Origin of the sequence: Streptomyces sp. NPDC006261 (assembly GCF_040613515.1) — a bacterium.
In the GTDB taxonomy this organism is placed as follows: domain Bacteria; phylum Actinomycetota; class Actinomycetes; order Streptomycetales; family Streptomycetaceae; genus Streptomyces.
Window position 1 is genome coordinate 1 of sequence record NZ_JBEXSI010000049.1, and the last position, 20,636, is coordinate 20,636.

Genomic DNA, 20,636 nt, shown 5'->3' on the forward strand with positions numbered 1-20,636 from the left:
GGACGAGCGGGCACTGCGGGAGGATCCGGTCACGGTGAACCGCCTGCGCCGGCTGCGGGAGGCGAGGCGGGAGCGCCGCTGACCCCCGTTCCGGGAGCGGTAGCGGAGTGGTAGAGGTACAGGTCGGTCAGGCCGATGGCCGGCGCGGCGGTGGTGGGGAGATCAGCAGCGACCTTCTCATCGTCGTTCAGAACAGCCCGGTGCTCAGCGCGCGGCCAGGGTCACCGTGCCCCAGACGGGCTTGTGGTCCGAGGGCCAGGCGGTTGTCCCAACGGTGCATCCGGACCAGGCCCCGGAGGGCGGGGCGAAGAGGTAGTCGAGTTTCGAGTTCCCTGCGGTGGCGCGATTGAGCGGGTCATCGCACTCTTTGTACGTGTGGTAGAGCGACAGAAGGACCGGCAGGTTGCTGCCCGTGGGTGTCACGGTCGGGGTGGCGTTCAAGTCGCCGCCGAAGACGGCCCGGTAACCCTCGTGGTCGACCTTCTCCGCGAGGAAGGCAGCCTGAGCCTTCTGCTGGTTTCGGTCTTCGTCGTCGTAGCCTTCGCCGCCGGTGCTGAAGTGGGCGGTGCAGGCCATGACGGCCCAGGACTGGATCGCAGCGCACAGAGCGGTGCGGCGCTCGGTGTTCGTGGGAGATTCCAGCTCCAAGGCGTTGTACCAGGTGTTCTCGGCGGGCACGGCGATTGCGACGCCGTAAGCTCCGCGATTCTTGGCACATGACTTCTGGGCCCAGTGTTTGGTTGTGCCTATCTGGTGCTGGATGGGGGCGAAACGAACGTCCCAGGCGTCCGCTCCACCGTTGAGGTCTGCTTCGAGTTTCTTCTCCAGCGGCTTGGCGAGCTTCTCGCAGAACTCCTGGAGCAGGATCACGTCAGCCTTCGCCTGGCTGGCCCAGTCCGTGACAGCTTGGGTGAAACTGTCGACCGAGTACTCGTATATCTTGCACTTGCTGTTGTTGCTGCACGCGTTCCATGTCAGCACGTTGATCTTGCGCTCCGGCGTGGACGCTGTGGTCGGCGGCGACGAGGCGGAAGGGATCTCGACGAGCTTGAACTGTTCCCAGGAGCCGGGCGTTCCTGTCGCGCGGGCTCGCAGGAGTCCCTCGTCCGAGCCGGTGCTGTTGATCTCGGCGGAGACGTAGTAGTCCTTGGACGTGCCTCCCTCAGTGAAGTTGTACTTCAGGGCGAACCAGTCCCCTTGGGGTACTAGTTCGAACCGCTCCCAGTTGCCGATGGCGCCGTCTTGACGGGCACGGAGCATGCCCATGTGGGAGCCCGTGTCGTGGAACTCGGCGGATACGTAGAGGCCGTTGGCCTCGGAACGCAGGGCTGCGCGCGAACCCTTGTCGTTGGTGTGCAGTGTGAACGTCTCCCACGACCCGAGACTGCCCGGATTCTCGCAGTTCGTTCGAGCACGGAGCTTGCCAGCCTGGTTGCCGGCGTCGTTGATCTCCGTTGAGACGCACATCTTCTTGCCGGCCTTGTCGGTGGCCGCCCTTGACTGGAGCGCGTACTTACGGCCCGCGGACTTCTCCGTAAGAGGGTCACCGGCCTGAGCCGGCGGCGCTATGAACAGCGCGAGCAACGTCATCAGGAACCCGCACAAGACTCCAGCACGAATCGTTCTCATGGTTATAGGAAGCTCCGCTTATGTAAAATTTCTGACTTGAACAGGACGCATCATAGGCTCTGGCGATCATCGCTTGCGACGCGAACGGTTGGCCGCCGCCAGCCATACGCGTTCGGCCACCCCCCAAGGTTGCCGCCGTCCGTGGCCCGCCGCTCGACGCGCGGCGGGGGGGGCATGCCAACCGTGGTGCCCGTGAAGCGACGATGAGGCCGCTCCTGCTACCGGGGAACTCCTGCACCGATAGTGGCCTGTCCTGCGCCCCTGCGATCCATGCGGGGCCTTTCGCCATGATCACCCCGATGGTGCCCTGGCAAGAACCCCAGCGCCTCCCGAACTCATCAACATCACCCGGCCACATTTCTGGGCGCCTCCCAAACCCGTCGACAAGTGACATCGCTACTGCTCGATAAAGCCAGGTCGTCGATGCGCGGATGCGGCTGAAGCACCAGCACGAGGCTCCTGACACCGAGGCGGCCTGATCCTCATGTCGGGGCTCCGGTGGGATATCCCGTCTGGAGAAGTGGTGGATCACCCGGGACTTCCTCGCCTGGCATCTGCGGCAGGCAGAGCAGCAGGTCCGCACGTTGGAGGCGCAGGAGGAAGAGCAGCAGCGTCGGTCGCGCCGGGCCCGGTCGGAGCATCTGTGGAAGGTTGAGCCGCAGCGTTCAGGTTCCGTCACGCTGCTCCATCGCGGCGGTTGCGGCCTCTTCGATGACGCTGGCGCGCTCATCGACCGCGAGGCGGCCCTCGCCGCGCTGCGCGAACCGGATGTCGAAACCTGCACAGTGTGGGGTTGGCTCATACACCCAGCGGACCGGAGGGCCGTCGCACGGGACATGCTGCCGCCACCCTCGTGATCGATCTGTTGGCCTGAGCAGCTCCCGATGGTGGTGAGTACGCCGGCGAGGCCGCTGATATCGGACAAGACGGCTGCGGTGGGCTACCCCACCGATCAGGAACTTCCTTTTCTCCTCCGCGCTACCGCAAAGGCAAGCAGGGCCACTCCCAGCAACCCCATTCCCCCCAAGAACAGATACATACCATCTCCTGTCTGTACGCCAGCCACCAAGGCTGCGACAGATACCACAACGCACACGACAGAGAAGATCTGCAGCTTGACTTTATCGTGCATCCTGAACTCCACACTTAGAATCCATCAGAACCTTCGCGAAATCCGCTTATCGTAGTCGCCCCTCTGCCGCGGCGACGGAGGAATCCGTCGCCGCGGCAGAGTTTGACTAACGAGCTAGTGGTGCCCTTTCATGCTCATCCGTAACTGATGATGTCCATGCCTGCGTAGCCCATGGCGCCACCAACCGCGCAGCTGGCGACTACCGCACCTACCGTGCCCACCGGGCCACCGAAAACACTTGCGGCCTGGATGATCCCCGTTTCAGCTGCGGCGCCGATGCCCGCAATGCAGCCGACAGCGGCACTTACCTTACTTTCGTGATCGCTCAGGAAATCCCCTGCTTTCTGAAGCCATCCGAGACCCGTAGGGTCGATGTTATTGACGGGGTCGCCTGCGGCGTAGAGGTAGGGGTTCTTTTCCTGGCCGGAGGGGTCGGGGGTGGTGAAGCGGCCGATATTGGGGTCGTAGTAGCGGGCCGCGAAGTGGTAGAGGCCGGTGGGATCCTGGTAGCCGCCGGCGAAGCGGTAGGGCTGGGGGACCTGTTCGGTGGTGGTGGCGCGTTGCACGCCGCGGGGGGTGTAGGCGTACGTGTTGACCTTCGTGCCGGCCTCGTCAGCCAGAGCGACCACCGAGCCGAGTGCGTCGGTCAGGTAGTAGTAGTTCTTCCCCCCGCGGGACACGGAGTTCAGCGTGCCCCCGGGTTCGCGGTTGAATCCGGTGTCCACACCAGCCGTTGAGGTGGCGGAGAGGCCGAGGGGTCCGTTGTGGAAGTAGGTGACGCCGAGCTTGATGCGTTCGGACTGGTCGGTGGAGCCGTACTGGCCCGCGTAGGTCTTGCCGCCGGTGGTGATCGAGGTCATCTGCGAGTGGTCGGTCCACTTGATGCCGGTGCGGGTGGTTTCCGGGGTGGAGGCGGCGGCGGTCTCGTTGCCGATCTGGTCGTAGGACCAGTTCGTGGTGGAGTTGTCCTTCGCGGTGATCTGCTGGGCGTCGTTGATGGTGTAGGTGGTGCCGCGCGGGCAGCCCTTGTCGACGCCCTGCGAGGTGAGGTTCCCGGCGAGGTCGTAGCAGTACTGCCAGGAGGAGTTGAGGGTGGAGCCCTTGTTCTCCGCCGCGTAGGAGAAGCGCCCGGCGCTGTCGTACTCGTAGCTCGTCTTCGTCCCTGCGACCGCGTCCGTCATGGTGCGGATCTTGAGGCCGTCGGTCGTGCCGCCGGTTCCGTAGCCGTAGGTGTAGGCGAGGTCGATCAGGGTGCCGTGGGGGCTGGTGGCCTTGATCTTCTCCGGGCGGCCGGACTTGTCCGGGGTGATCTCCTGGACCGTGCTACCCGGGTACGTGGTCTTGGTGCGGACGTCGTTCTTGTTGTACTCGTACGTCGTGACCTTGCCCTTGGGGTCCTTCAGCTCGGCGAGCTTGTTGACCTCGTTCCAGGTGTAGTCAGTCAGGCCCGCCGGATCCTTGTAGGTGTCGACGTTGCCCGCTGGGGTGTACGCCAGGACCGTTTGCGAGCCGTTCTGCAGGGTGCGGACGGTTTCGCGGGAGAGCGGGTCGAAAGCGTACTTGATCACGCCGGTGCCGTCCGAGCGCTGGGTGAGGTTGCCGTCACCGTCGTACTCGTAGGTGACCGTCTGGTAGTTGGAGGAGTCGACCTTCTTGACCCGGTCGCGGTGGTCGTAGGCGTAGGTGATGGTGGTGCCACGGGCGTCCTTGGCGGAGGAGACGCGGCCGAGGTCGTCGTAGGTGTAGGTGGTGGTGCCCAGCGGGGCGGGGGCTTTGACCGTCTTGAGGTTGCCCTTGGCGTCGTAGGTGAAGGCGGTGGCCACCGACTTGGCAGCCGTCATCCTGGTGGTGACCTTGCAGACCTGGCCCTCGAAGCCGCCGCAGGTGGGGGTGGCGGGGTTGTGGTCGAAGGACTGATTGCCGCCGCCGGTGCCTTCCACCGCTACGGACTTGGTGTTGCCGGCGGTGTCGTAGGTGTAGTTCGTCTTCTCGTCGTCCGGCGTCGTCAGCGTCCCGGGCAGGTCGGCGCCTGCGATGGTCTGGTAGCCCGTCACGGTCGCCGTCGCTCCGGTGGGGAGGGTGGAGCCGGTGGGGTTGTTGCGCGCGTCCCAGCCGTACGTAGTGACGTTGCCGCCCACGCCGCCGGTGCCCATGGCGTCGGTGGCCTCTTCCACGTTGTTGTTCGCGTCGTACTTCCTGGAACGCGACCGCTCCAGCGCGTCGGTGACCTTCGTGACCCGGCCGTCCGCGTCGTGCTCGTACGTCGTCGCGTGGTTCTCGGGGTCCGTGACCGTCGTCATGCCGGCGTCCTGGTGTGAGCCGGCGGAGTAGGCGTAGGTCCAGGTCGGGCCGGTATGTCCGGAGCCGTTCAGCTCGGTGGCGCGGCGCATCGAGGTGACCCGGTTCTCGTGGTCATAGGTGAAGACCGTCACCCCCCCTGCGGAGTGGTGATCTTCGTCAGACGGTGCGAGGAGTCGTAACCGAACACTGTGGCCTTGCCCTCGGTGTCCGTCGTCTTCACCAGGTCGCCATCGGCGTTGAGGTCGAAGACGGCGGTGCGACCCGTGTGGTCCTCGGCCTGCCACTGATTTGGATACGTCTTGACCAGGTCCAACCACCGGCCGGAACGGGTCTCGGTAAGTCTGAAGCCCTTGTGCTCGGCGCCCTCGTCGTGCTGGGTGACGGTGATGACGCCCTTGTTGCGGTCGGTGACCTTCGTCAGCGCGCCGTACTGGTCGTAGGTGTCCTTAGAGCCGGACCTGCGGTCGGTCAGCGTGTAGGTGCCGTCCGCGTTCTTCTTCAGGTCCTTGGAGTACCCCTTCGGCGTGGTGAAAGTCCCGTCGGCGTTCTTCGTGAAGGACGCCGCGTCCCCAGTGGCGCCGAAGAACACCACTTCGTTCGCGTAGAGGTCGAGGTAGCGCTCGTACTCCTGCCACCACCGCTGCGACACCTTGCCCCACGGGGCGTCCACCGAGTTGTAGGTGCGGGCCAGCCGCAGCTTCTGCCCCACCCCCGCGACCTCGAAGTCGGTCGCGGCGAGCATCAGGTTGCCGTTGGAGTGGTTGACCCGGGCCACCAGTGAGTCGGTGATCCGGAAGTCGGATATCTCATGCCAGGGCACTGCCCCCTGCCCGCGTGGCACCCAACTGCGCACACCGGCCGCCGAACGAGCCGCGGGCGACGAGGCGCTGTTACCGGACCTGGCCCGCTCCTCCTGCGCGGCCCGCCATGCGGCCGCCGCCGCCGATGGAGCGGACTCCTCCACGTTGGCCGGCGGCCTGTTGGTGCCGACCTTGACCGGCGGTATGGACTGTGGATCGGCCTTCTTGTCCCAGACCGACACCAAGGCCGAGCCGGGGGCCGGGACCTCGCCCGGCGCGGCCCACGTCGGCAGTGCGGAAGCACCCAGCGCGGCCACCACCAAGGCCGCCGTCAGAGCACCTCTGTGAGATTTACGAGCACGCCGAAACGGCATGCCCGAAGCACGCGAAACCATGCAATCCCCCACGGAATAGGTGGACATGGTGACCTCCCCGGCCACCGGAGGCCCACACGCTGCCACGAGCCCTTCACACGACACGAACAAGTTCCCGAGCACAAACACGTAAACGTGCCAGAACAAGCCGACTTGATTGCCCTATTCCTCCTGGAGCGTCGCCCACCACGCCCTCTCTTAACCTATGGCAACAGTTTCGGCACCAAAGAAACCGGGCCGAAACCCGACCACGCGAAACACTCGCTCGCGCTGACGAATCTGCCCCTCGTGCTCCTTGCAGGATGCTCCCTTCCCGCACCGCGTCGGGATCTGTCCACGCTGGGAGCGGAGCAGGACCGGCAGCTTTTCTCGGCCCCTCCAGCGGGAGGGGCCAGACAGGTCAGTTGGCCAACGCGTAGCGGACGACGGTGTTCTCGCACGGCCCCTCGGCGTGCACCTTCAGCGCTTCCAGCTCGCGGTCGTCCGCGGTGAGCTGCCAGCGGAGCTTGGTCGACACCCACTCCCCTACATACCGGCACTGCGCCTCCGGGGACGGCGGCATCCAGTCGGCCGGGTCCTGGTCGGACTTCGACCTGTTGGTGCGTGCGGTCACCGCGACAAGCGAAACGTCCGACCCCTGGTCGTTGGCGTATGCCTCCCGCCGCGCCGCGGTCCAGTTCGAGGCGCCAGCGTGAATCGGCAGCTCGGCGGCTCGCCCGGAGGCGGGCACGAGCCCGGTCGGCGTGGTTTCACGGAGGTTGCGCCAGAGCCCGAGATGGAACAGCGCTCAGCCCAGTCGAGTGCGCCTTCGTGCTGGTTCCCGGTGGGCGGCGTCCGCTGTGTAGTGGCCGGTATCGGTCAGTTGGGCAGGTTGAGGGTGGTCAGGCGGTCGGGGTCGGTGAGGATGTCGAGTGCGGTGATGCGGCCGTCGTGGATGGTGAACGACATGACGGACAGCGGTCGTCGGTCTTCGGCGAACGAGACGACGCCGGGTGTGCCGTTGACCAGTACCAGGTGTGCGTTCGCCGCGAAGCGGGCGAAGGTGATGGCCTGGGACGCCACGTCGCCCGCGCCGTGTCGCAGGATGCTCGGGACGAGTGTGCCGCCGTCGGAGCGCGCGACGACGTCGGGGTGAAGAACGGCCAGGAGTGCCTCGAAGTCGCCGCCGCGGGAGGCGGTCAGGAAGGCGTCGACGACGTCGCGTTTGCGGGCGTTGTCCGTATCGGCAGCCGGGGCGGCGCCCTGGACACGGCGCCGGGCGCGGCTGGCGAGCTGCCGGGTGGAGACCGTGGTGCGGCCGAGAATGGGGGCGATATTGTCGAAGGGCACGTCGAACATGTCATGGAGGACGAAGGCGAGCCGCTCGTCCGGAGAGAGGGCCTGAAGAACGATCATGAGGGCGATGCCCACCTCGTCCGCGATCAGGACCTCCCGCTCGGGATCGACTCGGGCCGGCGCGGTGACCACCGGGTCCGGCAGCCGGACCGACCCGTCCTGCCCGGGCAGCGGATCCTCACGTCGCGAGGTACGCGAGCGCAGCATGTCCAGGCATATTCGGCCGACGACCGTGGTGAGCCAGGCCCCAGGGTTCCTCACGTCGCTCACGTCGGTGCGGCTGAGCCTGAGCCAGGCCTCCTGGACGGCGTCCTCCGCCTCGGCGAGCGAACCCAGCATCCGGTAGGCCACCGCCCGCAGCCCGGGCCGCTCGGCCTCGAAACGATCGGCCAGAGAAGAACTTTCGCTCACCTGTCACACCCCCGCGTGTCGATCCGTCGGTCCAGTGACAGACGCTAACGGATCACCAGGAGAGCATCAGATGAACGCCGCAACCACGACCACCGCCCGGATGAAGAACCCCGCCCTGGTCCTGCCGGACGCCATGAAGGGCATCCAGAACATCTACAAGGCCATGCACCAGGGCGGCGTGTCCCCGCAGATCCTGGAACTGGTCCACCTGCGGGCCAGCCAGATCAACGGCTGCAGCGCCTGCGTGTTCGCCGGCGTGGCGGGCGCGAAGAAGCACGGCGAGAGCGACGAACGCCTCCACGCCGTGGCCGCCTGGCGCGAGACTCCGTTCTTCATCGACGAGGAGCGCGCGGCCCTGGCCCTGACCGAGGCCGCCACTCGGATCGCCGACCGCTCCGGCAAGGTTGTCCCCGACGAGGTCTGGAACGAGGCCGCGGACCACTTCAACGAGGAGCAGCTCTCCGCGATCATCCTGATGATCGGCCTTACCAACTTCTTCAACCGCATCAACACCACCATCGAGGAGCCCGCCGGCACCACCTGGTGACCGGCACTGCCGAGGCGTCACCGGGGGTGCTAGAGCCTGTCGTCAAAGTGATCTTGGTTCGTGGATCATGGTGCGGTGATACGTCGCCATGAACTGTCCGATGCCGAGTGGGACCTCATGCGCCCGTTGCTGCCCCGGCCTGCACTGGGGCGGCCCCGGCTGGACGACCGGATGGTCCTGAACGGGATCGTGTGGAAGTTCCGCACCGGTGTCCCCTGGCGGGACGTGCCCGAGCGATACGGTCCGTGGGCCAGCCTCCACACTCGTTTCCGCCGCTGGGCGGCAAACGGCACGTTCGACCGGATGCTGCAGGCTGCGCAGGCGAAGGCGGACGCCGCGGGTGACATCGACTGGCTGGTGTCGGTCGACTCCACCATCGTCCGCGCCCACCAGCACGCCGCCGGGGCCCGAAAAGGGGGCTTCACAGCCCGGCACTCGGCCGGTCCCGAGGCGGTCTGACCAGCAAGATCCACCTCGTCTGCGACGCTGTCGGTCGCCCACTCGCGTTCGTCCTGACCGGCGGAAACACCAACGACTGCACCCAGTTCGCCACGGTGATGGACGCCATCCGGGTGCCCCGGCCCGGGCCCGGCAGGCCCCGGGCCAGGCCCGATCACGTCATCGGTGACAAGGGCTACAGCTCGAAGGCGATCCGCGCCTGGCTCCGTCGGCGGGGTATCGCCCACACCATCCCCGAACGGGCTGACCAGGTCCGCAATCGGGCCCGGAAGGGCAGCCTCGGCGGTCGCCCTCCGGCCTTCGACAAGGTGGTCTACAGGCACCGCAACGTCGTGGAACGGTGCTTCAACCCTCAAGCAGTGGCGAGGCATCGCCACCCGCTACGACAAGACAGCCCAGTCCTACAAGGCGGCCGTCACTCTTGCGTCGCTTCTGATGTGGGCATGATGCTCCGGCGATGAGCGGCGGGCCATCAGAGATGAAGCTCCATCTCCCAGTCCTCGAACGGCGGCTCGACCCGATAGCTCGGGTCGCAGCACACCCGAACCCACTGCGCGACCCGGTACTGCGCCTCTCCGTCGTTCAGCACCATGCCGTCGGCGTCGACTTGCAGCACATTGCTATAGATCGCGAAGACCTGTTCCAAAGAGGAGCCGGAGTGGAAGACGGTTGAGCGATAGTCGAACCCATCGAGCAGGTCCAGATCGAGGGTGCCGTTCGCCAAGTAGAAAGCGAAGAGCCGGAGCGAAGCGCGCACGTCGACAGAAAGATGTTCCACCAAGGCATCGTGCGCAGCCATGGGGCCACCTTGGCAAGATCTTTTGAAGACACCGCCTAGGTGCATGCCCGCCCGCAGCGACGGTGCCGGTGGCTACGGAGGTCCGCCACCGGCACCACCTTGAGCTCAGGCGAGGTCACGGGCGGGACCTGCGCTGGCCGAACTCGTGAACAGTTCGACTCCCGCCGTTGGCCCCATCGCCGCTCAAGACGGTGAACAACTGCTGTCCGATCTCGGGCTCTGGCACACAGAGCCAGCCAGGCGTAGTGGGCGCTGCCGGTGGTGATCCGCTCCAGCACGCTCGGCACGAGGGATTCCATCACCAGCCCGGTACGGGCCAGCCGCAGCCCGCCGTGCTTACGGTGCGCGGCGGCCACCACCCGGTGCCGGGGCCGGAACGCGTCCGGCTCGTCGTCGGCACCGAGCAGCGCCGGCAGCCGGTCCAGCGCCCAGTCGGCGCCCGGCCCCCATGCTCTGCCGGTGATCCACCGTCCGGCAACCGCGTCCGGGCCGTCGCTGATCCGGAGGGTGACCGGGCCAGCCGGGGTACGGGACTCCTGCCGGCAGGCCGGGTCCCCGCGGCCGCGGCGCAGCACCCGCAGCGTGCGGGCCAGGTCGTCGGGCGCGGGCGGCGCCCAGGACCAGAACCGCGTCGCCTCAATGCTCCGGGCCACCGAGCTGAACGGCACCGGCACCGCAGGAACGCTTCCGCTGTCCGTCCGCTCACCCGGGCGCCGGGACGTGGACCTCGCCGCGGAAGCCACCCGCACCTCCAACCGGATACGCGGCCTGCTCACGCAGTTCCACCCCAGCCTCGAGCGCGTGCTCGGGCCCCGGCTCGACCACCCGGCCGTCACCTGGCTCCTCGAGCGATACGGATCCCCGGCAGCTCTGCGGAAGGCCGGCCGCCGCAGACTCGTCGAACTTGTCCGTCCCAAGGCCCCACGCATGGCCGCACGGCTGATCGACGACGTCTTCGACGCCCTCGACGAACAGACCGTCGTAGTCCCGGGAACCAGCACCCTCGACATCGTGATCCCGTCCCTGGCCGCCTCGCTCGCCGCGGTCCACGACCAGCGCCGGGCACTGGAAGCCCAGATCAGCACCCTGCTGGAGGCCCCCCCTCTTCACCCGGTCCTGACCTCGATGCCGGGCGTCGGAGTCAGGACCGCCGCAGTCCTGCTGGTCACCGTCGGCGACGGCACCAGCTTCCCCAGCGCCGCCCACCTCGCCTCTTACGCCGGCCTCGCCCCGACGACGAAGTCGTCGGGGACCTCGATCCACGGCGAACACGCACCCCGAGGCGGAAACCGGCAGCTCAAACGCGCGATGTTCCTCTCCGCCTTCGCCTGCATGAACGCCGACCCGGCCTCCCGCACCTACTACGACAAGCAACGAGCCCGCGGCAAAACCCACACCCAGGCACTCCTGCGACTGGCCCGCCAACGCATCAGCGTCCTGTTCGCCATGCTCCCCGACGGCACCTTCTACGAGTCCCGCATCCCTACCGTCACCCTCGCCGCATGACCACCCCAAACACCCACACACCAGGCACCACGTCCTTGACGAAGGACATAGAGAACCCCCCCGCGGGGCCGCCTACTGGACGGGCCCGACCGGGACGCGGTCGAGGAGTACGTGCTGGCCGGGCTGAGCCTGGACATGCCCGTGACCGAGCACCTGGCGGAGCTGGTGCGGGGCCTGGACGCCGGGTGGAAGCAGCTCGCCGAACGTCTGGAAAGGGCGGGGCCGGCGGCGAAGGTCTCCATCGAGGTGTAGGACGATGGGCGGGTGAAGCTGAACGTCGGGGCGCTCGGCGAGCCGATTGTCCCTGACCTGGTCGCGGGGGCGCGTCGAGAGGATGCTCCCGAAGATCGACCTGCCGGACCTGCTGTTCGAGGTGAACGCCTGGACCGGGTTCCTCGACACGTTCGTGCACCTCGGGGACGGCACGACCCGGATGAAGGACCTGCCCACCTCGGTGGTCGCGTTGCTGGTGTCGGAGGCGTGCAACATCGGCCTGGCCCCGGTGGTCAACCCCGCCCATGAGGCCCTGACTCGGGCCCGGCTCGTGCACGTCGACCAGTACTACCTGCGCGCCGACACCATCGCCGCCGCGAACGCACGGCTCATCGCGGCCCAGGCCGAGGTGCCCATCGTGAAGTTCTGGGGCGAGGGCCTGCTCGCCTCGGTGGACGGGCTGCGGTTCGTCGTCCCTGTCCGCACCATCAGCGCCGCTCCGTCGCCGAAGTACTTCAGACCGGAACGTACGGCGCGTTGGAGGATCTGGCCCGCAACCGCGTGAACCTGAACAAGGTGATCACGCACTGGCCGGACATGCTCAAGGTCGCCGGCTCCCTGGTCACCAACCAGGTCCGCGCCTACGACCTGCTGCGCATGTTCGGCCGAGACGGTCGCCCAGTCGGGGCGGCGTTCGCGGAGTACGGGCGGATCGCCAAGACCGAGCATCTGCTGCGCGTGGTCGACCCGGTCGACGACCCCTACCGCCGTCAGATGAACCGGCAGCTCACCGTGCAGGAGTCCCGCCACAAGCTCGCCCGCGACGTGCGCCACGGCAAGCGCGGCACCATCCACCAGGCGTACCGCGACGGCATGGAGGACCAGCTCGGCGCGCTCGGCCTGGTCCTCAACGCTATCGTGCTCTGGACAACGAAGTACCTCGGCGCCGCCGTCAGCCAGCTCCGCGCCGAGGGCCACGAGATCCGGGACGAGGACATTGCCCGGCTCTCTCCGCTCAAGCACAAGAACCTGAACCTGCTCGGCCGCTACAGCTTCACCGCCTCGACGCCGGCCGCCGGTGCCCTGCGCCCGCTGCGTGACCCGGACGCGCCGGAGCTGGACGAGGACGGGGACGAACAGAACTAAAGGGCGGCTGACCACGTCGGTGATGAGCTCGCGAGTCCTTGCCCTGTTCAGCCGCTTCGCGGCCGCCACGGCGTAGCCGGTGACAACCTCGCGGGAGATGGGGCATGGACGCGACCGTGAACCCAGCGATCGGAGCGGCGGGCGCGGCCAGTGATGCGCAGACCCGCTCATAGCGCATGTGTATGTCCGGCCGGGCTGGTGCGGATGCCGCGGATCCGCAGGCCGTGCGGTCCGTAGCGGGCAGCGAAGGCGTATGCGCGGAAGGTTCCTTCGACGGTTAGCCTTACCGCTCGGGTGTAGCCGGTGAGGTCGGGATGGCGGCGGCACAGTGCTTTCGCCAGGCGCATGGTCTCCATAGCCTCGTGGTGCTGCATGGCCATCACCTTGTCGCAGGATTCCTGCAACGTGAGGCTGCCTTCTTGGTGCAGGACCATGACGAGGTTGCTGGGGTTGCCGTTTCTGATGTCCTTGGCCAATCCCATCACATCATGTCCGAGCAGAACGGCGTATGTGGCTGCCTGACGGAAACGCCTGATTTCCAGGAGGTTTTGGAGGCTGGGCGGGCGGTCGACGGCGTTGAGGAGCGCGGCTTGTTCGTACGCGAGATTCCCGGCTCCTTCGAATTCTCGCTGGGAAAAGGAAGGTGTTGACGTCCGGAGGCCACACGCGTGTTTCCGCGTACTCGCGCAGTGCCCATTCACCTGCGTCGAGATACTCCTTGAGGGATTCAACGAAGACCTGTTTGCGGGACTGCCAGCCCGGCATGTGCGCGGCGTAGCGGACGGCGGCTTCGCGCAGGCATCCGAGAAGGGCGGCCCCGTAGGGGTAGGGCCTGGCGGTGCTCACGGGGTCACGGGGCCGGTCGTCGCGGAACACGTCCAGGATGACCTGATCGATTTCCTCCAGGCTGCGGAGACGCTCAAAGACTGAGTCGGGGGCTGCGCGGGGATCGGGATCGACTCCGTCGTCGTGCATGAACAGTCCGGTGTTGAGTAGTGCCGTGGCGGCCATCAGGGGGGACGTCGGGGAGACGTCAGGAAAGGCATAGGCCGTCCATGCGGCACCCATACGGCTGATTGCCGCCACGTAGCGATCGTCTTCAGGGGAGAAAACCTGCATTTCGGCCTGGCAGGTGGAAACGAGCTCTTCCACAGCGGCTGGGTGCGGCATAGCTGATTCACCGAAATAGGTCGCGCACACGGCCGTGTAGTCCAGGACGGCTTCCTGTCCGTTCATCGCGACCGTGCCGGCATCGAAGTGCAGGGCGATCGGAGTGCCGGGCGTCAGTTCTCCGTCAAAAAAGGCCGACCCATTGCCTTCCTTGCTTCCTTGGGGAATTTGTGACAGCGGCGCCAAGCGGGCATTCACGTGGTCCTCCCAGTGACGGCGTCGGCGAACTCTTGCAGGCTCTGTGCAACGGCTGGAGCGACAGGCACTGTCAGCAGTGCCCGTCCGGCCTGCTCACGACGCACACGGATCATGTCCTCGACCGCCGCGCGGGCGCCGGTGGCGGTGATGATGTGGCGAATGCGGGCAGCGGCGTCCTCGTCGAGACGGGGATCACCAACCAGCGCGTGGAGGGCCTCGCACTCGGCGGAATCAGCACGCTGGAGGGCGAGGGCGAGCAGGGCCGTGTGCTTTCCTTGGCGCAGGTCGTCCAGGCGGGGTTTGCCGGTTTCGGCAGGATCGCCGAAGATTCCGAGGATGTCGTCGCGGAGCTGGAACGCCTCCCTCAGGGGCAGGGCATAGGCGCTGAGCGCATCCAGCATCTCCCTCCCAGCCCCGGCGAGGGCGGCGCCGATGTGAAGGGGCCGTTCGATGGTGTACTTGGCGGTCTTGTAGCGCGCGATGGCCAGCGCCCGCTCGACGTCGGTGGTGGGGCGGCCGGTGGCGGTGAGGTCCAGATACTGGCCGTACATGACCTCGCTGCGCATCACGTTGACCAGGGGCCGTAGGCATTCTCGGTGGGCTGGGCTCAGTTCGCTGTCCGGGCCGTACAGGAGTTCGTCCGACCAGATCAGGGCGAGGTCTCCGGCCAGAATGGCGGCTGACTCGCCGAGTGCATCGGCCGCCGCGACGGTACGGCCGTGGTGGTGGGTGGCCAGGGCCCGGTGCACGGTGGGCTGGCCGCGGCGCGTGGCGGAGTGGTCCATCACGTCGTCGTGGATCAGACAGAAGGCGTGGAACATCTCCAGGGACGCACCCGCTCTGACTGCCGGCTGCACGCTGTCGGCGCCGCCGGGCTGCGTGCCAGCCGAGCACGCACATCGTGGGGCGAATCCGCTTGCCGCCGGAGGCCAAGAACTTGCCCAGGACGGTGGGGATGTCGACCGGCAAACCCTGGCGGCGGGCCTCGCTGGTCTTGCCGTCGATGAAGGCGTTCAGCACGGCGGTGAGCTCACGGTCCACCCATGACAGGTCCAGCCGGCCGTGTGCGGGAGCAGGCGGTGAGGACGGAGCCGGATCGTGCGGCGTGGCAGTGGGCAAAGTGCTCATGACGGTTCACCCTTCCGTAGCGGCCCGGTTCATGGTCTCGGCCAGTTGGAGGGAGCCCCAGCAACGCACCCCAGCATCCCCCGGTTGACCGAGCCCGCAAAGGCGCACACCAGCCACGATTGACGCGTACACGTCCTGCGAAATGCGCGGTGGCGCACGCCATCCGGCCCCATCAGGAGCGGTGTCGCCGCGCGGGCCAGGCGCGCAATCCACCCCGCCCGCGCCGGGCGCATAGCCGGGAGCGATCTGTCGGCAAACAATCGTTCGACGACAGGCAGCCAGCGAGTCCAATGAATCCGTGCAATCCGGGGGCTCGCGGCGGAGCGAATCCAGTCAGATCCGATGGTGATTGCTGACAGGGTTTGACGACAGATAGGGTCCGACCCTCCGTACGGAAGATGGTGTCCCGCCACGTGGTGTAGGGGATCAAGCGGGCGGAACCCGCAGGTCGTGGCAGGTGCGACCGCCGACGGGAACGCATGCGTCTGCCCCACAGGGCTCTTCGCGGGCCGCGCTCGCCAACGAGATCGACGCGAGTCGTGCAGTGAAACGTGACGGGCCTGATCCCCTACACCGTGTGGCGGGCATGACCGTCACGTCATCCTGGAAACCCGCACCGCTCCGGGGTCACATGTTCCCACCTTCGGGCATGTCCCACCCGGCTGCCGGCCGTGTCCACGAGCGTCCACCGGGTGTTAACGGTGCGGTGTACGCCAGGGTGCGTCCCTCTGGGAATTTGACCCGTGGTCGTCGAAACGTGCGCGACAGGGTCTGCACGAGCGGCGCGCACCGGGGTGCGCGCCGATTGGGAGGACAAGGGATGGTCACGCGTAGAGGATTCATCGACGGGACGTCGGCGGCCGGCGCCGCAGCGCTCTTCGGCATCGCTGCGCCGGCTTCTGCAACCCCGCGTGCAGGCGCGGGCGTGGGAGTGAGGGGTGCCGAGCTGAGGGCCCGGGACGCGATGAGGGCGGCCAACGTCGGTATGCGTGCGAGTTATGCCGCACTCAAGTCTAAAATGATCAGTCGCCTGAGTCCCGTGATCGTCGTCCAGAACGATGCCACGGGCGGCACGTTCACCCTCATCCAGGACGGAAACCAGCAGGAATCCGTCAGCCCGGTGCCCGAGCTGTTCGAGCTGGCGAAGTCGATCAGCCATGTCCCTCAGGGCATCTTCTCCACCCTTGCCGCCTACCTGAGTGACAAGGTGCCCAACCTCCCCAACGCCGACCGCATCGACCCCCACGACCTGGACATGGTCGCGTCCGAGGGACCCCGGGCGGACGGGTGGATCCGCCCTCTCCAGAACTACGCCGCCACACTCACCACCGCACGACGGCAGCTCAGGGAGGCCAATCTTCCACAGGAGCTGGAAATCTCCTGCGCGAAGATCCTCGACGAAGCACTCACGTTCATCCGTGACTCCGTGCGAAGCGGAACATTCGACATGGCGTCGTTCGAGGAGTTCTCGGGCAGAACGTACCCCAGCATCCGCACCAACATGAAGTACGCGGCCGCGGCACAGATCTCCGGCGTGGAAGGTCTCATGCGGAAGTGGCGGGAGTCCATCGGCGAGGAGGCGTGGAGGGACCTGTACACGGTCGTGCTGTCGATCTGGACGACGTCCGAGCTGAACCAGGCATCGATCATCGTCAGGCGATGCATGAATCCGGCGAAGGTCGCCACCCACCTGATCGACCTGCCGACCGTCGAAGTTCCTCACGACCCGATCTTCGTGGCCCTGGACAATCTCGCCCGGATCGTTCAGGACAACGTCTCAGCCGAACTGGTCTTCCCCACCGACCCGATGATCGCGGACGCCTTCAAGGGCAAGGAAGACTTGCTCTCCGTCGAAATCCTCCATCAGATCGGGGCAACGACCAGGTCACCCACGACCTCCCCCTCGGCGGCGTCCGTCTGCCCCATGCAAAAGGAAAAGACTCAACCGGCCGTTTGACATCGGTGAAACCATACTGAACGTAGTGAGCATTTTCAGCGATACCTCTCCAGGGTGAGGACGGCTTCGGCCGCACGGGTGAACCAGATCGGGCTGCAGCGTGCCGTGCGGAAATCCGCCAGATCTTGAGGCGGGCCATGCCTCGCTCGACGGGGTGGCGCAGGCGGCCATGGGCCTTGTTCAACGACTTCTGGTGGAGGCTGAGCTCTCGGCCGGGGCAATGCCCTGTGCCAAGAGACCGGTTCAGCGATCGGGTACCGGTGCGGGTGCGGGGGTGAGACGGGTCCAGCCGGCGGGTGGGGCCAGGAGCGTACGGACGTGAGGTCTGCGGGTACGCAGTCGCACGTGTCCCCGGTATCCGCGGAGGATGAGGTGGCTGAGGTGTTCTAGAGCCTTGACGGCGAAGCCGTTCGCCGGGCACATGCCCTCGCCTTTACCGAAGGGGAGGTAGGAGCGCCGCTGGTCGTCGGTCGGCTGTTCCCAGCGCGAGGGACAGAAGTCCAGGGGCCTGTCCCATACGGCCGCCGACCGGTGGATCGCGTGCGTGCCGATCAGGACGTGCTCGCCCTTATGGACCCGGGCGCCGGCTATGTCGTGGTCGGCGGCGGCCACTCTGATCAGGCGCCAGGCGGTCGGATACAGGCGCAGCGCTTCCCTGACCAGCTGCTGGGCATGCTCGTGCCGCAGTGCGGGGGTGTTGTAGCCGTGCCGGATGCCGAGCATCACCACCCATTCGAGGGTCACGCCGGTGAAGCCGACCGTGGACAGGACGAGACGTTGCAGCAACTGCGCGCGATCGGCCGGGGACAGCTCGCCGGGCAGGCCGAGTACCAGGTCGACCAGGTCCTGCGCGCTGTTCTCGCGCGCCGGCAGTCGGCCGAGCTGTTCGGCGAGCCCGGCCCGCACGGCGGGCACCGTACGGTGCGAGCGCCTCAGCACATGGCCGACGATGTCGTCGGCGACGACGCTCGACGTCACGTAGGCGTCAACGAGCGCGTTGATCTCGGTATGCCGCTGGTACGCGATGACGGGAGCGAAGTACCGCCGGACCAGTTCGACGCCCCAACTCCGGTGCCGCAGGCGGCCGCGGCCGTCACTCACCTCACCAAGGGCGCGGTCGAGGTCGAACGACGAGGCGAGGTCGTGCCGGGCCAGGACCCTGAGCAGCTCTCGGGAGGCTTCGCTCCGGACCTCCTGGGACAGGGATTCGGACCCCAGGCGGAAGAACCCGGACTGGGACAGATAGTCGCCGGCCGAGTCGGCCAGGATGTCCCGGGCCGCGTCGGCATCGGCCACGAAAAAAGTGCCGAAGCGGAGCCTGAACGGACCCTCGCGACCCGCGGCCTGCTTCTCCCACCGCCGCAGTTGCGGCCACAGACTCTTCCTGTCCAGGAGCACGGTTCGTCCACCCATCTGACGGAGGGACGGAGCGCGCGGCGGTCCGGCCGCGCGTCCCGTCCCTTCGCGGAGAGGACGTCAGTCGGGGCGCCCGTACCTGTCGCCGTACTGATTGCGGCGCGCACGCGCTTCACCGCTGAACGCCCGAAGGCTCCTGATGAACCATGACACCCAGCTGCCCTCCTTATCCGGTCGGAGTTGCGCCTGGTCCGGCTGCCGAGCGTCAGTCCTGCTGCCCGTAGCCGGCGAAGTAGCCGTGCCACCGCGCACGCATCTCACCGCTGAACGCCCGAAGGCTGCTGGTCACCCACGCCATCGTGGTCCTCCTTGTCGGTCGGTGCTCTCAGGACGTGCCGCGTAACGTTCCCTGACGCTACTCTCACGACAGAACCGGGTGAACTGCCGGAATCAGCCAAAGACGTGGTGGCTTTATCGAGCAGTAGGTTCTCGTGAACAAAGCCAGGCACTGGACTGCAGTGGTGCCGTTCGGCGATGGACAAGGCAGCCAAGGATTCCGCTCCCTGATGGGCAGTATCCAGCTCGCTTCAGCGTCGGTAGGTCAGACGGTCCGGGTAACGGGCGCGGCCTCCAGGCGGTCCAGGCGTTCGTAGAGGGCGCGGACGAGGCGGGCGCGGTTCTGGACGCAACGCACGGTGCCCTCGATCGTCGCGGACAGCCGGCCTTCTGCCTCGCGCAGGACCACGTCGGCGAGCGCCCGGGGCCGCTGTTCTTCGGCAGCTGGTCGGCGCGGCGTCGGACGTCGGCGGCGACCGCGCGTGCGTGGCCGGTGAGCTGGAGGGCGATCTGCTCGTAGTCGCGGGTCGCGAGCGTGTCCGGGCCGGTCCACGCGAGGACGGCCTTGACGAGGCTCTCGTACGGTTCGCGATCGAGCGGGAGTTCCGCCCCGAGAAGTCCGTCGGGGTCGTACAGGACCGTGTGGCTGCTGGTGTGCATGGCGGGCCTCGCTGCTGGGGCGTCGTCGCGCGGGTGGCCGGCGGTCACCGCTGGGGGTACTCGCTGCCGTCGGCCCCGTCGTCCTGGTCTTCGTCGTGCTGACCGAGGAACCGGGCGAAGCCGCGGTCCGCGCGGGCCAGCAGAGCCGGGGAGGGGGCGCCGTAGGTGGGCGGCTGGAGGCCGCGGCCCTCCGGGGCCGGAGCGGTGGAGTCGGTGTGTGTGCGCATGGGGCCCCGCCTCTCCGGCTGGTGGTCCGTGGGTGCCGTCGACGCTACGCAGCCAGGGACGGTGCCCTCAACGAAGTTGCGGAGAATTGCGGAGGTTCACTCCAGGGCGTCGATCGCGGCCGTGATGAGGTCGCGGGCGGCGTCGCCGTACACGGCCATGTCTGCGAGGCCGGCGAACGCTTTGGCGTAGTCGGCGAGCTCGCGCGGCTGCTTCACCTTGATCTCCGCCGTCAGGGTCTCCACCACGGCCTGGACGTTGTCGTGGAGGTAGAACGCCTCCAGCGGCCACACGGTGCGCTGTGCGGCGAACGGAATGATGCCGAGCGAGACCGAGGCGAGCGGCATCACGGCCAGGAGGTGGCGCAGCTGCCCGCGCATGGCATCGGGGTCGGCGGTGCGGTAGCGCAGGACGGATTCCTCCATGAGGACGACATAGCGGTGTCCGCCCTCGTAGAGGAAGCGGGAGCGGGCGATGCGGGCCGCGACCGCTTCGGCGACGTCGTTGGGGGTGCCCTGGAAGCGGGTGATCTGCTCCATGAGGGCAGTGGCGAAGCCGGCGGTCTGGAAGAAGCCCGGCGGCACGTTGGAGACGTAGACCCGGCAGACGCGGGTCCGCTCGTGCAAGGTGTTCCAGTCCTGTTGGACCTTGCGCATGCCGGTGCGGTGCAGGCGGCGCCACTCCAGGTACATGGAGTCGACCGCGCGGGCGGTGGCGATGAGGTCGTCGGCCTGGTCGTCGGCGCCGCACGCCGAACACCAGGTGCGGATGTCGGTGTCCGAGGGCGGGGCGTCGCCCTTTTGGATCCTGGTCGTCTTCGCCGGATGCCAGCCGCACCGGGCGGAGAGTTCGCGCCCGGTGAGGCCGGCGTCCTTGCGCAGGTGCGTGAGCCGCACGGCGAGCGCTTCACGGGCGGCCTGCGCGCTGGAGGAGGGAGAGACGGTCACGGGCTGC

12 protein-coding genes and 7 pseudogenes are annotated in these 20,636 nt (G+C 67.3%); 7 read left to right on the forward strand and 12 right to left on the reverse strand.

The window, feature by feature from the left end; genetic code table 11:
• On the forward strand, positions 1 to 82 hold an 82-nt coding region (locus ABZ154_RS26735), incomplete at its 5' end, for a DUF3263 domain-containing protein (RefSeq protein WP_356836753.1).
• A 122-nt stretch (positions 83 to 204) separates the two neighbouring features.
• On the opposite strand, the gene ABZ154_RS26740 is transcribed toward ABZ154_RS26735, so the two are convergent.
• Entirely contained in the window at positions 205 to 1,590 is a 1,386-nt protein-coding gene (locus ABZ154_RS26740; RefSeq protein WP_356836691.1) for an endonuclease/exonuclease/phosphatase family protein, read from the reverse strand.
• 623 nt (positions 1,591 to 2,213) lie between these two features.
• On the opposite strand from ABZ154_RS26740, the gene ABZ154_RS26745 reads away from it, so the two are divergent.
• Positions 2,214 to 2,486 carry a DUF6233 domain-containing protein gene (locus ABZ154_RS26745; RefSeq protein WP_356836693.1) on the forward strand — a complete coding sequence of 91 codons (273 nt, stop codon included), beginning with the start codon at positions 2,214 to 2,216 and terminating at the stop codon, positions 2,484 to 2,486.
• A 409-nt stretch (positions 2,487 to 2,895) separates the two neighbouring features.
• On the opposite strand, the pseudogene ABZ154_RS26750 reads toward ABZ154_RS26745, so the two are convergent.
• The 3 genes and pseudogenes from ABZ154_RS26750 to sigJ form a co-directional block, all read right to left on the reverse strand.
• Positions 2,896 to 6,236, reverse strand: a pseudogene (locus ABZ154_RS26750) (RHS repeat-associated core domain-containing protein).
• 400 nt (positions 6,237 to 6,636) lie between these two features.
• Positions 6,637 to 6,927 (reverse strand): annotated as a pseudogene (locus ABZ154_RS26755) (HNH endonuclease); the annotation flags it as partial.
• A gap of 167 nt (positions 6,928 to 7,094) precedes the next feature.
• Positions 7,095 to 7,982 carry an RNA polymerase sigma factor SigJ gene (gene sigJ, locus ABZ154_RS26760; RefSeq protein ID WP_356836694.1) on the reverse strand — a complete coding sequence of 296 codons (888 nt, stop codon included), beginning with the start codon at positions 7,980 to 7,982 and terminating at the stop codon, positions 7,095 to 7,097.
• Positions 7,983 to 8,052: 70 nt separating this feature from the next.
• Here sigJ and ABZ154_RS26765 point away from each other — a divergent pair, with 70 nt between their 5' ends.
• Positions 8,053 to 8,529, forward strand: a complete 477-nt coding sequence (locus ABZ154_RS26765; RefSeq protein WP_356836696.1) for a carboxymuconolactone decarboxylase family protein — start codon at positions 8,053 to 8,055, stop codon at positions 8,527 to 8,529.
• Between the two features lie 78 nt (positions 8,530 to 8,607).
• Positions 8,608 to 9,435 (forward strand): annotated as a pseudogene (locus ABZ154_RS26770) (IS5 family transposase).
• A gap of 25 nt (positions 9,436 to 9,460) precedes the next feature.
• On the opposite strand, the gene ABZ154_RS26775 reads toward ABZ154_RS26770, so the two are convergent.
• Positions 9,461 to 9,787 carry a hypothetical protein gene (locus tag ABZ154_RS26775; protein WP_176145750.1) on the reverse strand — a complete coding sequence of 109 codons (327 nt, stop codon included), beginning with the start codon at positions 9,785 to 9,787 and terminating at the stop codon, positions 9,461 to 9,463.
• 236 nt (positions 9,788 to 10,023) lie between these two features.
• A pseudogene (locus ABZ154_RS26780) lies at positions 10,024 to 10,368 on the reverse strand (DNA-3-methyladenine glycosylase 2 family protein); the annotation flags it as partial.
• Positions 10,369 to 10,510: 142 nt separating this feature from the next.
• On the opposite strand from ABZ154_RS26780, the pseudogene ABZ154_RS26785 reads away from it, so the two are divergent.
• Positions 10,511 to 11,293, forward strand: a pseudogene (locus tag ABZ154_RS26785) (transposase); the annotation flags it as partial.
• Positions 11,294 to 11,353: 60 nt separating this feature from the next.
• Positions 11,354 to 12,652, forward strand: a pseudogene (locus ABZ154_RS26790) (Tn3 family transposase); the annotation flags it as partial.
• Between the two features lie 167 nt (positions 12,653 to 12,819).
• Here ABZ154_RS26790 and ABZ154_RS26795 read toward each other — a convergent pair.
• Both ABZ154_RS26795 and ABZ154_RS26800 read right to left on the reverse strand, forming a co-directional pair.
• Positions 12,820 to 13,353 (reverse strand): terpene synthase family protein, encoded by a 534-nt coding sequence (locus tag ABZ154_RS26795; RefSeq protein ID WP_356836698.1) that lies wholly within the window; start codon positions 13,351 to 13,353, stop codon positions 12,820 to 12,822.
• 663 nt (positions 13,354 to 14,016) lie between these two features.
• Complete coding sequence (locus tag ABZ154_RS26800; protein ID WP_356836700.1) at positions 14,017 to 14,877, reverse strand: polyprenyl synthetase family protein; 861 nt, start codon at positions 14,875 to 14,877, stop codon at positions 14,017 to 14,019.
• A 1,028-nt stretch (positions 14,878 to 15,905) separates the two neighbouring features.
• On the opposite strand from ABZ154_RS26800, the gene ABZ154_RS26805 reads away from it, so the two are divergent.
• The gene (locus tag ABZ154_RS26805; protein WP_356836702.1) at positions 15,906 to 17,105 is read left to right on the forward strand and encodes a hypothetical protein; all 1,200 of its coding nucleotides are present in this window, start codon (positions 15,906 to 15,908) and stop codon (positions 17,103 to 17,105) included.
• Between the two features lie 243 nt (positions 17,106 to 17,348).
• Here ABZ154_RS26805 and ABZ154_RS26810 read toward each other — a convergent pair whose 3' ends face one another.
• From ABZ154_RS26810 to ABZ154_RS26825, 4 genes and pseudogenes are all read right to left on the reverse strand, one after another.
• Complete coding sequence (locus ABZ154_RS26810; protein WP_356836704.1) at positions 17,349 to 18,401, reverse strand: cytochrome P450; 1,053 nt, start codon at positions 18,399 to 18,401, stop codon at positions 17,349 to 17,351.
• A gap of 661 nt (positions 18,402 to 19,062) precedes the next feature.
• Positions 19,063 to 19,457, reverse strand: a pseudogene (locus ABZ154_RS26815) (DUF6415 family natural product biosynthesis protein).
• A 44-nt stretch (positions 19,458 to 19,501) separates the two neighbouring features.
• Positions 19,502 to 19,684: a hypothetical protein gene (locus tag ABZ154_RS26820; protein ID WP_356836706.1), complete on the reverse strand. Its 183-nt coding sequence runs from the start codon at positions 19,682 to 19,684 to the stop codon at positions 19,502 to 19,504.
• Between the two features lie 96 nt (positions 19,685 to 19,780).
• Positions 19,781 to 20,629, reverse strand: coding sequence for a helix-turn-helix transcriptional regulator (locus ABZ154_RS26825; protein ID WP_356836707.1), 849 nt, complete (start codon positions 20,627 to 20,629; stop codon positions 19,781 to 19,783).
• Positions 20,630 to 20,636: the final 7 nt, after the last annotated feature.

Excerpts from the sequence above, each read along its gene's own strand:
- ABZ154_RS26740 (WP_356836691.1), bottom strand. The coding sequence starts at position 1,590 with ATGACGTTGCTCGCGCTGTTCATAGCGCCGCCGGCTCAGGCCGGTGAC.
- ABZ154_RS26765 (WP_356836696.1), top strand. The coding sequence starts at position 8,053 with ATGAACGCCGCAACCACGACCACCGCCCGGATGAAGAACCCCGCCCTG.
- ABZ154_RS26775 (WP_176145750.1), bottom strand. The coding sequence starts at position 9,787 with ATGGCTGCGCACGATGCCTTGGTGGAACATCTTTCTGTCGACGTGCGC.
- ABZ154_RS26820 (WP_356836706.1), bottom strand. The coding sequence starts at position 19,684 with ATGCGCACACACACCGACTCCACCGCTCCGGCCCCGGAGGGCCGCGGC.